The following is a 14,697-nucleotide window of genomic DNA, read 5'->3' as shown; positions in this document are numbered from 1 at the left end:
TGATCAGCGCCGAGGAGCCAATGTCCAGTCAATCAGGGTCCAATCGGACTTCCGGGCGTTGGATTCGGCGATCAATTGAGCGCGCCGCGACAGACCCATCCGGTGCCGCGTCTGCATCATTGAAGCGCCTTGACGCGTATCGAACGCGCGACCCTGTGGTGTGATCGGCGCTTTCAGGCGCGCACGGAACGCGGTTCTAACACGTTGCTCGGCACTGGGGAGGCGATCAGGCGCCGGCTTGAACAGCCTGGCGCCATAGACCAGCAGTAGCATGCCGGTGCTGGCGAGGATGAACGTCAGCAGGGCAAGGCCGAACTCGGCGGCCTGCGCAGGACCATGCCGCGCCGCCTCGTAAACATTGCGATGGACCAACGTCGATCCGCCGAAACACCCAAGCAGCACGACGCCAAGCAACCGTGGAGGTAGCTTACCCAAGGCCCACACCGCTTTTCAGCGTCCGATCGCTGACGAGGCTCAGCCGTCCCTCAATCCGGTGCGGGGCCCCCGCTGACGTCGCAACTGAAATCGATGTTCGTCCACGCCGCTCCGCTTCGGCAAAGCGCTGCGCTGCCTGTGCCGATGAGAAGCGCCCCAGGAGCATTCCAGCGCTCTCACGGACGGTCCAGTCACCATCAATGTCACGGCCTACGACCAGCATGGCCGGTTCCGGGATGTCCATCGCAATGCTACCTTCTGACGGAGGGAAGACATCTAGGTCGGGGCGCCCCCGCCAGCGGGCGCTCACCTCGATTTCATCGAAAAGATGGTGACCGAGGATGGTCAGTGCGCTGCCGGCACTCGCGGCCATGAAGCCGACCGCGGCAATCCCGTAGGCAAGGACGCCAGCTTTCTGTGGCGGAACGTGCATGGCGAAGAGCCGCAAAATCGCGGTGTAACTCACCCAGCAAAGAAGAAGTCCGGTGGCGCGCAGAACGATGTCGGCGCGCCGCGACCGATGCCACGCTACCATGCCACAACCCTTGATGTGGCAATCCAGTTATCGCCCTCGACATAGCATTTCGAGATCGATTCCAGCTAATTACATAGCGCCCGCATAGTGCTGCGATCATGCCCGCCCCACCGCATCGCGGGCTGCCGAGCGTGGTGTGGCCCGAAGAAGGTCGCCGACGTGCCAAGAAGACAGAGCATCATGCCGGAATATCCACATGGTCCGCGCGGGCAAGCCGAAGGCCGAGCACCTGCTCCGATGCACCATGAATACGCGGCAAGAGTTGGCAAGGTGAAGAGAGGCAGCGAATGACCGATTCTGGGTCGGCTCAGACCTCAGTGCGTTCGGCCAGTTCCAAAGCGTCCTCGATGTCGACACCCAGGTAGCGGACAGTGCTGTCGATCTTGGCATGGCCGAGAAGAATTTGAACGGCGCGGAGGTTGCCGGTCGCCTTGTAGATGATTGATGCTTTCGTACGCCGAAGCGAGTGCGTCCCGTAATCTTGAGCCGGAAGACCGATGCCGACCACCCACTCGTGTACGAGGCGGGCATATTGCCGGGTGCTCATGTGGGCCATGTAGTTGTTTCGGCTCGGGAAGACGAAGTCGTTCAGTGTGCCGCCACGACGCTCCAGCCATGCCCGCATTGTCTTACGTGCCGTGTCCATCATCTCGAACTGGACCGGCCGTCTAGTCTTCTGCTGAACCACGACGGCGCGGTCACGGACGCGCCCGCCAGAAACTACATCTCAGATCCGTACTCTGACCACGTCACAGCCGCGCAGCTTGCTGTCGATGGCGAAGTCGAACAGCGCTCGGTCACGCAACCGTTTATGCTGGTCGAGCCAAAAGCGAATGGCCCAGACCTGTTGCTGCTTCAGCGCGCGCTTTGCACCGATCAGCCGACCTTCGTTCCAAGGTCGAAGTTCGTCAAAGGCGGGGTCCATCGACGAGTGACCCATCGATCATCTCCATCGGGCCAGATTGCCAGGTTAGCGTACGCAGCCGCGGTAAACCGGCGGTTCGGAAATAAGGTTGATCGGCCAGCGGTAAAGCTGAACGTGCGGCAGGTTTCTGGTGCCGCTTCGGAATGTGTGATGGACCTAGCCTGAGCCTTTTGAGCCGTGTAGCTGACGTTCCGCTACCGCCCAATTGCGGCCATTCCGTTGGCGTGCAAGCATGCTTAAATGAAAGTCTTGCTCTCCTTGGCGTTGTTCATGATCGGCGCAGCACCGGTCGACCACCCACGAAGCTACCTACTGTCGATCGGGCGGATATCGCTGAAAGACACGGAGAGCATCGAGGCTTTTGCGATCGAAACCTGGGGTGTGCATATTAAGTCTGTCTGCCGCATTCCGAACGGCTGGCGGATCAAAGCTGGAAGCAGTGCCACACCCAATGGCGTTATCGAGGGAAATGGTAGCCAAGGTGCCACTTGGTTCAACCACGGTAGTCCGAAAGAACTTCGCTCCTTCATCCTCGTCACTCTCTACGCTCCGGTGCAGCGGGCTGACATCGGTCGACCGGGCAACGGCATCCCAGCCACGTTCAAGGGGACCGCAACCATCGCTACTGACGATGGCGATATCGAGCGGCCCCTTTCCTACCGAAATATCACCTTAACGCCGGCAAGTCGCTGCCCGAGGATTTAATGTCCGCTAACCCCCCAATGCCAGACGTTCGATCAGCGTAAGCGTCCGGTCTTCTCCACCTTGCTGACGAGGTGATGCGCAAGCCACAGGTTCGGCACTGTGGCAGACACCGGTGCGGCATCATGGCGACGCGAATTATCGAGATGGTTGGGCCTGAACCGCGCCGGCGGTTCAGCGAAGATGACAAGGCGCGGATCGTGTCGGAGGCGATGATGCCGGGTGCCAGCGTGCTGGAGGTGGCGCGGCGACACCGGGTGTGCACGTCGCTGGTGTATCGCTGGCGACGCACGCTGCTGCGCGACGGGGTGGCGAGCGAAGCATTGCCGTTGCCGGGGCCGGCATTCATTCCGGTCGAGGTGGCGGGCGCGCCCATGGTGCCGCATTCGGAGCCGCTCGGACCGGGTGTGGTGGAAGTGGTCGGCCCGGCCGGGCAACGCATCCGCCTGGCACCTCCCATCGACGCGCGGGTGCTCAAGACCGTGCTGGCGGGGTTTGCTTGATCGGGCCGCCGGGCGGTGTCCGGGTGTATCTGGCGGCCGGGGTCACGGACATGCGCAAGGGCTTCGACGGGCTGGCCGCGCTGGTACAGCAGCGGCTGCGCCAGGATCCGTTTGGCGGTGCGGTGTACGCCTTCCGGGGCAAGCGTGGCGATCTGGTCAAGCTGCTGTGGTGGGATGGTCAGGGTCTCGTGCTCCATGCCAAGCGTCTGGAGCGGGGCCGGTTCACCTGGCCGGCGACCGCGGACGGCGTCGCGGTGCTGACCCCGGCGCAGCTGTCGATGCTGCTCGAAGGGGTGGACTGGCGGCATCCGATCCGGTCCTCGCAGCCGACCTTGGCCTGGTAAAAAGTACGGTTTCCTGCGGCTTTCGCGTGTATCGGCACGGGGGTTCTGGTATAAGCGGGCGTGTCGCCCGATGCCGCCTCGCTGCCCGACGATATCGCCCTTCTGAAGGCCATGCTCATTGCTGCCGGCGCCGAGCTGGAGCAGTTGCGGATGCAGGTCGCGCGGCTGCGGCGCATGGCCTTCGGCCGTTCGTCGGAGAAGCTGACGCACCAGGCTGACCAGCTGGAACTCGGGCTGGAAGAGCGCGAGGCGGAAGCCGCCACTGCGGCGATGCCGGTGGTCACCCGGACACGGGAGACCGCCAGGCCGTATCGACAGCCGCTGCCCGATCATCTGCCCCGCACCGAGGTCGTGCATGAGGCACCGTGCGTCTGCCCCGACTGCGGTGGTGCCATGCGGCGCATGGGCGAGGACGTTACGGAACAGCTCGACTATGTGCCCGCCTCGTTCCGGGTCGTGCGCCACGTCCGGCCGCGGCTCAGCTGCCGGTCATGCGAGCGCATAGTGCAGGCGCCGTTGCCGTCCATGCCCATCGAGCGCGGTCGACCCGGTGCGGGGCTGCTCGCCCATGTGCTGGTGTCCAAATACGCCAACCATCTGCCGCTCTACCGCCAGTCGGGCATCTATGCTCGCCAGGGCGTCGACCTTGCCCGCTCCACGCTCGCCGACTGGGTCGGGCGCTCGGCCGCGCTCCTCGGCCCCTTGGTCGACGCGCTCGAGCGCCACGTCATGGGCGGCGCGACCCTCCATGCCGACGACACGCCGGTGCCGGTACTGGCCCCTGGTGCCGGTCGCACCAGGACGGGCAGGCTGTGGACCTATGTACGCGACGAGCGCGGGGCTGGCGGCGAGGCTCCGCCCGCCGTGCTGTTCCACTACGCGCCCGACCGCAAGGGCGAACGACCCGCCGGACATCTTGCCCGGTTCCGGGGCGATCTGCACGCCGATGGCTATGCCGGGTTCGACCGCCTCTATGGCGACCGCATCGCAGAGGTGGCCTGCTGGGCGCATGTCAGGCGCAAGTTCTTCGACGTCCATGCCGCAACCGGCTCCCCCACGGCCCGCGAGGCACTGGACCATATCGCCGGCCTCTATGCCGTCGAACGGGATGTGCGTGGCCGGCTCCCTGACGAGCGACGGCACGCGCGCCAGGCCAGGGCCGGACCGCTGCTCGATGCCTTCCGCCAGTGGCTCGACGCGACCGGACCGAAGCTGTCCCGGCGCTCCGACCTTGCGGTCGCCATCCGCTATGCGCTCGCCCGCTGGCAGGCGCTGACCCGCTATGCCGACGATGGTCGCCTGGAGATCGACAACAATGCCGCCGAGCGCTCGCTGCGCGGTATCGCCGTCGGGCGCAAAAACTGGCTATTCGCGGGCTCCGACCAGGGCGGGCACCGCGCCGCCAGCATCTACAGCCTGGTGGAAACCGCCAGGCTCAACGGCGTCGACCCCGAGGCCTGGCTGGCCGACACCATCAGACGCATCGCAGACCATCCGGCCCGCCGGGTCGCTGAACTGCTGCCGTGGAACTACCGGCCCGTTTGAGGTGACGCCGTCACCGGACGCTTACCGATCAGCTGATTTCGCCGTGAAAGAAGCGCATGTAGCGAGGTGAACAAACGGCAGAAATCGGGAAGCGGCAAGGCCATGATGGATGACGGCAATTGGGTCTCCTCGTTCGGCAGTTGTCGACCAGATGTTGCCGTTCATCAGGTGCGACTCGAACGTCCGGATCAGATAAAATCGGCCTCCTGCTCCAGCGATAAGTAAGAAGGCCAGTATCGGCTTTTTGCGTCGAGCCGTCGGCCTTTCGAACATGAAATATGGTCCACAGCTTCGTTCATGCCCTATGAACCCAAACTTCCCATCAGTCTGAGTGCCATTGCGTCCATGTCGAAGTTGCCAGCTTGTAAGCTAGTTAGGCAGGACGACGCCAGCGGCGGTGTCCCCCGGCGATATGCCGAGGAAACTCTCGTCACTAGAGAAGGGTTGGGCTCGGGTCACCATCCTTCTTGTCGTGCGTCGGCGCCGCATCGGGTGATTCGGCAGGCTGCGAAACCTCGCTCTCGCTATCTTCCGCCGCCGTGCCGTCAGCCGGACCCATCGCCTTGACCGCAGTCGGCGGGGGCAGCGGCGAGCCAGTGGCAGCCTTCGTATTGGCGGGCACAGGTGGAGGCGGCGGCCACGAACTCGCTGCTCAAAAGGGCTGTGCGCTTGGCACCGACGAAGTCTGCGAAGACACCAATGATCGACTTAGCCTCGACCGAGAGCCCAATCAGGCTCTCGCGAGACCGGGCGTGGGCTCGACCCTCTAGTTCGCGCGCGACTGGGAACAGGTGCGCCGCGTTCTGCTCCTTGGCGAAGAACTCGGCGATGATCTCAGCACGCACCCCGGCGAACATCTCCTCCAGTGCGTCGCTCGTCTGACGGGCCAGCGCCGGACCGTTCTTTACGCCCCTCGATATGACTGAAAGGACGGTGTCGATGCTGCTCTGCACGCGGTTGTCTCCCGCGTCGCCGTAGGTGACGCCGGAGTAGAGCAAGTTGTAGCGCGCCTTCGGTTCCTCGAAGGACAGCTTCTCCAGCGCTGCGTCGAGCGCCATGCAGGCCAGAGCTGCCGATAGAAACGCGCCACGGAGTGCCTGCTCGCGGTGCTGGGGACGGGTGGCGGCGCGCTCGGCGAAGAAACGGAAAGACGCAATTGCCTTGTTGAAGGCGGGGTACGGGGCCAGGCTGACCACCGCGGACTTTGCCGCGGCAATCTGCTTAAGCCAATCGCCGTCCTGCTTGTGACCGGTGTAGGACTGGATGCTCGACGTCAGCTCTTCGAGGCTCAGTCGCTCCTTCAAGACGTCGTCGCCGCCCGACCAGTTGCGGAGGTAGGCGGCCGTCAGCAAAGCGACCTTCTGTTGCTGCGCGAAGCGCGTCACCTTCGTGTTGGTGTCAGTGGTGGCGACCACCGCCCGGTCGCAGTTGAGGGCCAACTGCATACCGCGAGCCCACATTATGCGCTCAAACGCCTTGGGAGACTTCTTGTCCTTCACGTCGACGAGCGCCCGCGTCCGAACACCGCCGCCCTGCCGCCCGTACAGCCAGACGTCCACGTCGGTGACCTCCTCCTCTTCGAACTGTATCGAGACGCTGCGGATGGCAACGAAGCCCTGCCGCGCGAAATACGCCCGCGCTAATTCCTCAAGACCAGCGCCCTTCGCCAAAGCCATCAACCTTCACTCCTCAGCCGGTCAAGCGTGTCGTGCACGAACCGCTTGTCGGCAATATCGTTCTTGACCCGTACCTCGTTTCGGCTTGCATGAGGACCCTTGAAGGCGCGCGCCGGGGAGCCGTCCATCAGCACTGCGTCTTGGGCCGCCGCTCCGCCGCGGACGATGGTCAGGGCCAACTCACCAACGTCCTTCTTTAGGAGACGCATGGTGAATCGTCCCCGGCTCTGTTCAGTCGTCTCCACGACCTGCCGCGCCTCCAACTCTCGATAGTCCTCCCCAATCGCGCGGATACCGCCAGCCCCAGCGGCAAGCTCGTCGCCGCGGACAAGGGTGCGGATCAGTGCTTCGGGCATCGTAATCCGACCGCGCACGGAGTTGCTGCGCGTCTGACCGTAGGTCAGCGACGCGATAAGCGCTTTCGCGTCGTCAATGGGGTCCTCCTCGAATGGGCGGCCGTATTTCTGGAAGTCATTAGGCGACGCGATGTAGCCGACGGACTCGGTGCTGTTGCTGACCTCCATGCGGTCGAACAGGCCGACGCTGACCAGCCGCTTGTACAGGTCCGGGCCGAGCATCTTCTCGACCTCCGCCTCATACATCGCGCCGCGGCGCGACAGCATGTCCTGAACCTCGGTCAGCCTGGTGCGCTCGTCGGCCTTGAGCTGTTCCAGCACCCGGTGGGCCTTCTCCGCGTACTTGCCGTCGCGGAAGGTGTGCGAATTAAAGAGGAGGCCGTTGCCGCGCTCACCCTCCTCGTCGATCAGCGCCGTCTTCTTCGACAGATCTACGAGGGTAGTCGCGTCGGCCTTCATCAGCTTGTGCGTGTCGGAGATGTACTCCTCGGCTTCGGCGCGCTTCATCGGCTTCCCTGACACCCGCTCAGAAAGGTCGATGATTGCCTGCTCGTCGGAACTGGGGCCCTGATCGTCGAAGATTTCAACGGTCGCCTCCAAAACCGCCTGCGTAGTTGCGCCCAGCACGGCAACCGATCCGTCGCCCGCGACGTCGATGCGGCCCGCGTCCTTCAGGATTTGCAGTCCGTCGCGGCGCGCCGACTTGTCGATACCGTTCAACTGACACGCGTTGTCCACGATCTGCTTGGAGATTGTGAACGTGTTTTGCTCGTCTGACTGCCGGCGGAGCAAGTTGTAGAGGCGGCCAACCTTTCCGGAATACGAGATGTTCTCAAGGCGAGCGGCACCGGCGCCGGAATAGCCGTCCAAACTTTTAGACTGGGCGAGAAGCCAAGCCCCCTTCGTCTTGTTGTCCATCCCGATTCGGGTCCTCGCCCCCTCCCTGTTGATCTGGAGAGGTAGTCACGGCGATCGCAATGCGCCAGAGAGCAGGATAGGCCACATAGAAAGCTCCTCCAATGTCCTCTCCTGGCTAGAGCTGACCCTCACTACCGGACCGCCAACCGGCAGTTTCGTCACAGATTTCGTCATCCCACGGTTGCCGCTCGAGATACCGACCGGACATGAACGAATGTCTGAAATTGGGGGGCGGGAATGGGATCCGGAATGTCTGCAAATGGGTCATTGCGATCCCATGGAACTTCCGCCCTGCGTTCGTTGCAAGCTAAGTAAAGGCTTGAAGCGATGCTACCGCTGGTTCGAAAGCTCCGCGTGGCCTCTGTCTGCGAGCAACTCCATCCCCGTCGAGAAGCTGCTGTCGTCAGAAGCGAGGAAGAGGGCAGCCGCCGCAAGTTCGTCTGGTCGACCTAGTCGGTTCATCGGCGTCACTGAAGCGGCGTAGGCTCGGAAGCGCAGATCGCTTCCAGGTAGGTGAGGAACACAGCTTCACGTTTTGGAAGGCTTCGATTCCTAGACCAAACGGCGCTGATAGGTACGATAGGGCACTCGTATCCGGTCAGAAGCCTGCGGACCTCGCCGGATACGAGTTCGTCCTTAAACAGCCAGCTAGCGGCATGGGCGATCCCTAGACCACATTTCACAGCGCCTAGGGTGAGTTCGACGTCGTCCGACTGGATCGAGCCATGCGGATCGATCGTCACGCACTCCTGACCACGACGGAAGGTCCCGGAGCGGGATTTCCCATTGCGGGCCGAGGCGATCAGCGAATGATCGCGCTACTCGTAACGCGTCGTCGGTTCGCCTCGCTCGGGGAGGTAGGCTGCGGAGGCGACAACGATCGCTTCCGCCGTGCCGACCTGACGCGAACGCATCTCGGAATCCTCAAGATCTCCAAACCGGATCGCGAGGTCGATCCCCTCCTTGACGAGATTAAGATTGCCCTGGGACACGACGAAGTCGAGCGAAATCTTAGGAAGCTCCGCTCTGAACGCGCCGAGCCGCGGCAGCAGGTATGACGTGGCCAGCCCCGGCGGACATGTCAGGCGTAAGACGCCAGCCGGTGTACGCTCGTGCTCACCAACCGTCTCGTCCAATTGCTCGAACGCATCTACCAAGCGTAGCGCTTCATCATAGTAGCGCTGCCCGGCCAATGTCAGGGCAAGGCCGCGCGACGTCCGTCGCAATAGATGAGCGCCGAGCCGCTTCTCAAGGCTGGCGATCCGTTTGCTCGCTGTCGATTGTGCGATGCCACTCTGCTGCGCCGCCTTGGAGAAGCTGCCCGCCTCGGCAACTCGAACAAAGAGGTTCAAGACGTCCAGCCTATCTATCGCGCAAACCTAGCGGATGGTGCGTCCGAGCAGCAACAGGGGGTTAATAGCGACTGAGGTCACGTGGGTAGCGTTGGCGAACGATCGACCGGTTTCTGGGAACTGCAATCACCGCCTGAATGGCGGATCGTGGGTCTCGCCAGCCTCAAATAACTGCGCAACTCAGCCCATGGTGAACTCCGTGGCCATCACGTCGAAGGCTTCACGCAGGATCCCGTCAAAAGGCCGGGCGCCGTTCTCCCGGCTAAAGGTCTCGGACGCGAGCCGGGTGGCGCCGACGGCAACCATAGCCACCACCCGCAGCCGCGTTTCCCGCTCGGGTTCGGGCCAGCGCTCGCGCAGCGAAGAGAAGAGCGCCTCTTCCTGCTGGCGATAGCTCGCCTGCTTGCGGGCCTGCACCGAGGCGCTTCCACGCATCAGCCGGTCCAGAGCCAGCATATCGTCATGTGGGAACGACGCGCAGACGGTCAACGCCGCGTTGCGGACCATTTCAAACGGGGTATCAGCGAGCGGTGCCCTGCGGACCTCCGCAGCAAAGACCTCGCCAATGTCGCTCTGCAACGAGAGCAGGATGTCGTCCTTGGAGTCAAAGTAGTGGAAGAAGGTGCGCCGCGAGATGCCCGCCGCGGCGGCGACCTCGTCTACCGTCGTGCCGTCGAAGCCTTTCTCGATGAACAGGCGCACGCCAGCGTCGGTGATCCGCCGTAGCGTCTCGCGCCGTTTGCGTTCCCGAACGCCGGTCGGCGGAGCAACATCAGATGCATCGGCCACACGCTCACCTTGAAAAAATAGTTGCACCGAGTGCATGTAACAAGTTACACCGGGTGCAGATTTTATTTGAAAGGCACAAACATGGCAAGGTGGACACAGGACGATATTCCCCCGCAGCGCGGCCGAACGGCGATCGTGACCGGAACCGGCGGGCTCGGGTTCGAGGATGCCGTCGCACTGGCGCGGGCGGGCGCGTGCGTCGTTCTTGCCGGCCGGAATGGGGCCAAGGGTGCCGAGGCAGTGAACCGTATCAGAACGATGCTCCCCGTCGCCGACGTCCGCTTCGAAGAGCTGGACCTTGCCAGCCTCGCTTCGGTCACGGCGTTCGCCGACCGCATCGCCGCGCGTCACGAAACGATCGACATGCTGATCAACAACGCTGGCGTGATGGTCCCGCCGCGGCGCGAGGTAACCGCCGACGGCTTCGAACTGCAGCTTGGGACCAACCACCTCGGCCACTTCGCCCTCACGGCGCACCTTCTGCCGATGCTGCCCGCGGGCGCGCGCGTGGTCTCGCTGTCGAGCGTGGCTGCGCGTACGGGCGTCATCGACTTCGACGACCTGAACTCCGCGCGCGGCTATAAGGCGATGAAGGCGTATAGCCAGTCGAAGCTCGCCTGCCTGTTGTTTGCGCTGGAGCTCCAGCGGCGAAGCGACGCCGCAGGTATGGGCATCGTCAGCATCGCCGCGCATCCTGGCATCGCGCGGACGGACTTGCTTCACAACGGTCCCGGCCGCCGCAGCGCCCACGGGCTCGCGAGGACGCTGCTGCCATTCCTGTTCCAGCCGGCCGACCGCGGCGCGTTGCCGACGCTCTACGCGGCGACCGCGCCGGATGCGGCCGGGGGCGCCTATTACGGGCCGGACGGCATCGGCGAGGTACGCGGCTATCCGACGTCCGCGACGATTCCGCCGCAGGCGCTGGATCAGGACGTGGCGGTGCACCTCTGGCAGGTTTCCGAGGAGCTGACCGGGGCTCGATTCCTGAACGAACCACCCCACCAGCATGCCGTGTGAAAGGTACGGTTGATGCTGTTTGGGTCCACGACCCGCGCAACACGGAAGGAAAGTCCGATGATAATCGACGGTGCGGTGGTGGCGATTACCGGGGCAAGCGGCGGAATGGGCGAGGCGACAGCCCGATATCTCGCCGAACGAGGCGCGAAGGTGGTGTTAGGCGCGCGGAACCAGAACCGGCTGCGGCGCCTTGTCGACGAGATCACCGCGAGCGGCGGAGCTGCGACCTTCGTTCCCGTCGACGTCCGGCGGCGCGAGGACGTGGCCATGTTGGCGCAGCATGCGGTCACGACCTACGGTCGACTCGACGTCTTCGTCGCCAATGCGGGCGCGATGCCGATCGGCCCGGTCGACGCGCTTGCGCTCGACGATTGGGAGACGATGGTGGACGTTAACGTCAAGGGCGTCCTGTGGAGCATCGCTGCGGCCCTGCCGATCTTCCGTAGCCAACGTTCCGGCCACTTCATCGCGGTGGCGTCAACGGCGGCGCGCAAGATCGTCCCCAACATGGCGGTCTACTCAGGTACGAAGGCGGCCGTGGTCGCGATCTGCGACGGGCTGCGCCAGGAGCTTGCCGGCAACCTCCGCGTCACCACCCTCACGCCCGGCTTTACGGCGACCGGCTTCGCCGACCACATCCGCGATGAGACCCTACGGGAGCAGATCGCAGCAGGCGGATCGATCGCCATGCCGCCGGAGACCATCGCCGAGGCTATCGCCTACGCCATTAGACAGCCGGCGGGCGTCAACGTCGGCGAGATCGTGATCAGGCCCACCGCTCAGGCATGACTACGGCCCACGTGCTGGCCGCGGGCCGACCGACCTAGCTGTAGGCCAAGCCAGTCTGTTCGAAAAAAGGGTGATTGGCGGGGGCTTTGCGTCCACTTGGACCAGCGTCTGCTTTCAAGTAATCCGACTTCCGCTTGAACGGGAGTTTTTCGGATTAGAGGGGCGGTCAACATCGCGGGCGTTCTCTACAGCTGCTGACACTTTAGATGTAGCCTTACTGCACCTGTTGCGATGCGGACCGCCGGCCATAGTGCGAGCGACGGCATCTAGACGCTAGAATCGCGCGCCGCGGGTGGTCTTCCGAATCGATTGCCGCCCGCCGCCAGGCCAGGCGGGCGGCGACGCGCGTGCGTCAGCGGCAGACCCGGACGCGCCGATGATGGCGGTAGACGACGCGGCAGCGATCGTGCTGTCCATAAGCATGGTAGCGACCGCGCGGACCCCTGTCGCGATCGAACCGGTCGGGGCCGCGATGGTCTCGATGCTCGAGGCGATCCGGTCCGTGGCGCTGTGCCTGCGCGGCGCCGGAAACGCTGATGCTGACAGCGAGCATGCCGATGGCTGCGACTAGCGTCTTAAGCTCCACGGTTCCTCCTGTTGAGCCGTCATTAAAGCGTACTGGTGACATTTACATCAACGGAACGACAATGTTCCTGACCCGCTGCGGCGTGGAGGTGGTTGCGTCTTCCTCCGTCTATCGTAAGTCTTACTAAGCGGAAGAGCGGCCTCGGTCCGCATCGCCAAGGTTGCCGAGCGGGCGTGCCGATGCGATAGCGGGGGCGGGTGTCTGCGGCGTCATGGTGCTGCAGGCAGGTATCTCACGCTGGTCGGGCCGCCAGCGGCCCTGATCTGCGTCCGGACTACAGGCCATGCAACACCACTCCGCGCACTCGAGCGCAATCCGCCGTTTCCTCCACGCGCAGTCGTCGGCGGGGCTCGTTCTTATGGCTGCGGCGGTCGTCGCGCTCGCCATCGCCAACTCGCCGGTTGGACCAGGCTACGCCACGATGCTGCACGCGTATCTCGGCCCGCTTTCCCTGGTGCACTGGATCAACGATGGCCTGATGGCCCTGTTCTTCCTGCTTGTCGGACTGGAGATCAAGCGTGAGATGCTGGACGGCCAGCTCTCGACCTGGCCCCGGCGGATCCTTCCGGGGATAGCAGCGACGGGCGGGATGCTGGCGCCGGCGCTGATCTATCTCGCCTTCAACCGCGGACCGACGGCGGCGGGGTGGGCGATCCCGGCCGCGACCGACATCGCCTTCGCGCTCGGGGTCGTCGCGCTGCTCGGCAAGCGGGTGCCGGCGTCGCTGCGCATCTTCCTGGCTGCGCTGGCGATCATCGACGACCTGGGAGCGGTGCTGATCATCGCGCTGTTCTACACGGCGGGGCTCTCGCTGCCCGACCTCGCCGGGGCGGGAGCCGCGCTGGTCGTGCTGATCGGCCTCAACCGGTTTGGGGTTCGTCGACTGACGCCATACATGCTCGTCGGTCTGGTTCTGTGGGTGCTTGTCCTGCGCTCCGGCGTTCATGCGACGTTGGCGGGGGTGATGCTCGCGTTCACCATCCCGATGGACCGCACGCCGAGCCGTTCCGATGCCGACTGTGCGAGTCCGCTCCACCGGCTGGAGCGCCTGCTTCATCTTCCGGTCGCCTTCCTCGTGGTGCCCATATTCGGTCTGGCCAACGCTGCGGTGCCGGTCCTGGGTCTGCCTCCGGGTGCGCTGGTGGCGCCCGTCACCATCGGCGTCGCGGCCGGGCTGCTGATCGGCAAGATCGTCGGCGTCTTCGGGTTCGCGGCGATCGCAGTCCGCCTCGGCCTCGCGGACATGCCCGCCCATGCCGGCCGGCTCCAGCTGCTCGGCGTCGCATGCCTGTGCGGGATCGGCTTCACCATGAGCATCTTCATCACGCTGCTGGCCTTCCCGTCGAGCCCCCTCCTGCAGACGGAGGCGAAGATCGGCGTCCTCGCAGGATCGCTGGCGGCGGGACTGCTCGGCTTCGTGCTTCTACGTCGAGCTGGGACGGCGACGGGATCGTCGAGTGCGACCGGCTGAAGGGGGACCGTCAGGCCTGATCAGGTCTGGGCCGCGCGTCTGCTCGCCTGCGAAGCTCGGCGCCGGGTCACGATCCTGCGGCGCCAGAGAAGATCGACCGTCGCGAACCCGAGCAGTGCGCCGACGACGGCCATGCAGATAAGTCCGACGACGGTCGACGCCACCGCCGATGGGCGGTCGCCGCCTGCGATGGCCGTGATGACCGATCCGCCTAGCCTGTAGGCGAGCAGGTAGATCGGTCCGCACGTTACCGGGTTGCTGACGAGAGTCGCGGTCGTCGCGGCGATCAAATTGGCTCTGCGCGGCAGGGCGGCGACCACGGCCAGCGGCATCTGCCCGACGGGAACGACCAGCCCGCAAAACAGGCCGATCGCCACCCCCGATCGGACGGGCCTGCGGCGGAAGCGCCATAGCGCCGGATCGGCGAGCCGATGCGCGATCGGCCGGAGCAGCCTGTTCTCCAATATGGCGCGACGCGTCGGGACGAGCGACGCCGCCCATCGCCGGACGCGTTGCGGGGCCGGGTCCTCCCGGATGACCGATAGTCTCGGGCGCATCGGCTCCATCTGATCGGTCGATGCGTCGTGGCTGCAAGCGACGTGATCGTGGCGCCTGCCGCGCGGATGCCGGGGCCAGCGACCGGTCGCTCGAGTCCTCCGCCTGATCACGGGCTGCTATGGCGTGAAGCCCGGCCCGACAACGGCGGCGCCGGCTGCTGTCGAGGTAAGCTGATCAGCGGACCCGCCTGAGCACA

At 64.5% G+C, this 14,697-nt stretch carries 15 protein-coding genes and 2 pseudogenes; 8 read left to right on the top strand and 9 right to left on the bottom strand.

Going from position 1 to position 14,697, the window contains the following annotated elements; all coding sequences use genetic code 11:
• Nucleotides 1–3: 3 nt before the first annotated feature.
• The 3 genes and pseudogenes from DM480_RS14325 to DM480_RS14315 form a co-directional block, all read right to left on the bottom strand.
• A complete protein-coding gene (locus tag DM480_RS14325; RefSeq protein WP_125471553.1) occupies nucleotides 4–435 on the bottom strand; it encodes a hypothetical protein in 432 nt (143 codons plus the stop codon).
• Complete coding sequence (locus tag DM480_RS14320) at nucleotides 428–970, bottom strand: hypothetical protein (RefSeq protein ID WP_115380071.1); 543 nt, start codon at nucleotides 968–970, stop codon at nucleotides 428–430. The genes DM480_RS14325 and DM480_RS14320 overlap by 8 nt, the downstream gene beginning before the upstream one ends.
• Nucleotides 971–1,277: 307 nt before the next feature.
• A pseudogene (locus DM480_RS14315) lies at nucleotides 1,278–1,910 on the bottom strand (tyrosine-type recombinase/integrase).
• 225 nt (nucleotides 1,911–2,135) lie between these two features.
• Here DM480_RS14315 and DM480_RS17980 point away from each other — a divergent pair.
• From DM480_RS17980 to tnpC, 4 genes are all read left to right on the top strand, one after another.
• Nucleotides 2,136–2,600: a hypothetical protein gene (locus DM480_RS17980; protein WP_125471551.1), complete on the top strand. Its 465-nt coding sequence runs from the start codon at nucleotides 2,136–2,138 to the stop codon at nucleotides 2,598–2,600.
• Between the two features lie 122 nt (nucleotides 2,601–2,722).
• Entirely contained in the window at nucleotides 2,723–3,100 is a 378-nt protein-coding gene (tnpA, locus tag DM480_RS14310; protein ID WP_056439051.1) for an IS66-like element accessory protein TnpA, read from the top strand.
• Nucleotides 3,097–3,444: an IS66 family insertion sequence element accessory protein TnpB gene (tnpB, locus tag DM480_RS14305; RefSeq protein ID WP_076711207.1), complete on the top strand. Its 348-nt coding sequence runs from the start codon at nucleotides 3,097–3,099 to the stop codon at nucleotides 3,442–3,444. The genes tnpA and tnpB overlap by 4 nt, the downstream gene beginning before the upstream one ends.
• Before the next feature lie 111 nt (nucleotides 3,445–3,555).
• Entirely contained in the window at nucleotides 3,556–4,989 is a 1,434-nt protein-coding gene (tnpC, locus tag DM480_RS14300) for an IS66 family transposase (RefSeq protein WP_115380751.1), read from the top strand.
• A 545-nt stretch (nucleotides 4,990–5,534) separates the two neighbouring features.
• On the opposite strand, the gene DM480_RS14295 is transcribed toward tnpC, so the two are convergent.
• The 5 genes and pseudogenes from DM480_RS14295 to DM480_RS14270 all read right to left on the bottom strand — a co-directional run bounded on the left by DM480_RS14295 (nucleotide 5,535) and on the right by DM480_RS14270 (nucleotide 10,116).
• Nucleotides 5,535–6,665: a restriction endonuclease gene (locus DM480_RS14295; RefSeq protein WP_115380069.1), complete on the bottom strand. Its 1,131-nt coding sequence runs from the start codon at nucleotides 6,663–6,665 to the stop codon at nucleotides 5,535–5,537.
• On the bottom strand, nucleotides 6,665–7,939 hold the full coding sequence (locus tag DM480_RS14290) for a hypothetical protein (RefSeq protein ID WP_115380066.1): 1,275 nt from the start codon (nucleotides 7,937–7,939) through the stop codon (nucleotides 6,665–6,667). The genes DM480_RS14295 and DM480_RS14290 overlap by 1 nt, the downstream gene beginning before the upstream one ends.
• Before the next feature lie 330 nt (nucleotides 7,940–8,269).
• On the bottom strand, nucleotides 8,270–8,401 hold the full coding sequence (locus tag DM480_RS14285; protein WP_115380065.1) for an SDR family oxidoreductase: 132 nt from the start codon (nucleotides 8,399–8,401) through the stop codon (nucleotides 8,270–8,272).
• 5 nt (nucleotides 8,402–8,406) lie between these two features.
• Nucleotides 8,407–9,291: pseudogene (locus DM480_RS18575) on the bottom strand (LysR family transcriptional regulator).
• A gap of 180 nt (nucleotides 9,292–9,471) precedes the next feature.
• A complete protein-coding gene (locus DM480_RS14270) occupies nucleotides 9,472–10,116 on the bottom strand; it encodes a TetR family transcriptional regulator (protein ID WP_115380059.1) in 645 nt (214 codons plus the stop codon).
• Nucleotides 10,117–10,161: 45 nt separating this feature from the next.
• On the opposite strand from DM480_RS14270, the gene DM480_RS14265 reads away from it, so the two are divergent.
• The 4 genes from DM480_RS14265 (at nucleotide 10,162) to nhaA (ending at nucleotide 13,943) form a co-directional block, all read left to right on the top strand.
• On the top strand, nucleotides 10,162–11,097 hold the full coding sequence (locus DM480_RS14265) for an oxidoreductase (RefSeq protein WP_115380057.1): 936 nt from the start codon (nucleotides 10,162–10,164) through the stop codon (nucleotides 11,095–11,097).
• Between the two features lie 57 nt (nucleotides 11,098–11,154).
• Nucleotides 11,155–11,886, top strand: a complete 732-nt coding sequence (locus DM480_RS14260; RefSeq protein WP_115380055.1) for an SDR family oxidoreductase — start codon at nucleotides 11,155–11,157, stop codon at nucleotides 11,884–11,886.
• 292 nt (nucleotides 11,887–12,178) lie between these two features.
• Nucleotides 12,179–12,457, top strand: coding sequence for a hypothetical protein (locus tag DM480_RS14255; RefSeq protein ID WP_115380053.1), 279 nt, complete (start codon nucleotides 12,179–12,181; stop codon nucleotides 12,455–12,457).
• Between the two features lie 298 nt (nucleotides 12,458–12,755).
• Nucleotides 12,756–13,943 (top strand): Na+/H+ antiporter NhaA, encoded by a 1,188-nt coding sequence (gene nhaA / locus DM480_RS14250; RefSeq protein ID WP_115380051.1) that lies wholly within the window; start codon nucleotides 12,756–12,758, stop codon nucleotides 13,941–13,943.
• Between the two features lie 20 nt (nucleotides 13,944–13,963).
• Here the strand turns inward: nhaA and DM480_RS14245 are convergent, their stop codons facing one another.
• Complete coding sequence (locus tag DM480_RS14245; RefSeq protein ID WP_115380049.1) at nucleotides 13,964–14,509, bottom strand: DUF2062 domain-containing protein; 546 nt, start codon at nucleotides 14,507–14,509, stop codon at nucleotides 13,964–13,966.
• Nucleotides 14,510–14,697: the final 188 nt, after the last annotated feature.

This window comes from Sphingomonas sp. FARSPH (assembly GCF_003355005.1).
Lineage (GTDB): Bacteria > Pseudomonadota > Alphaproteobacteria > Sphingomonadales > Sphingomonadaceae > Sphingomonas.
The sequence above is the reverse complement of the archived record's forward strand: the minus strand, read 5'-3'. Positions and strand labels throughout refer to the sequence as shown.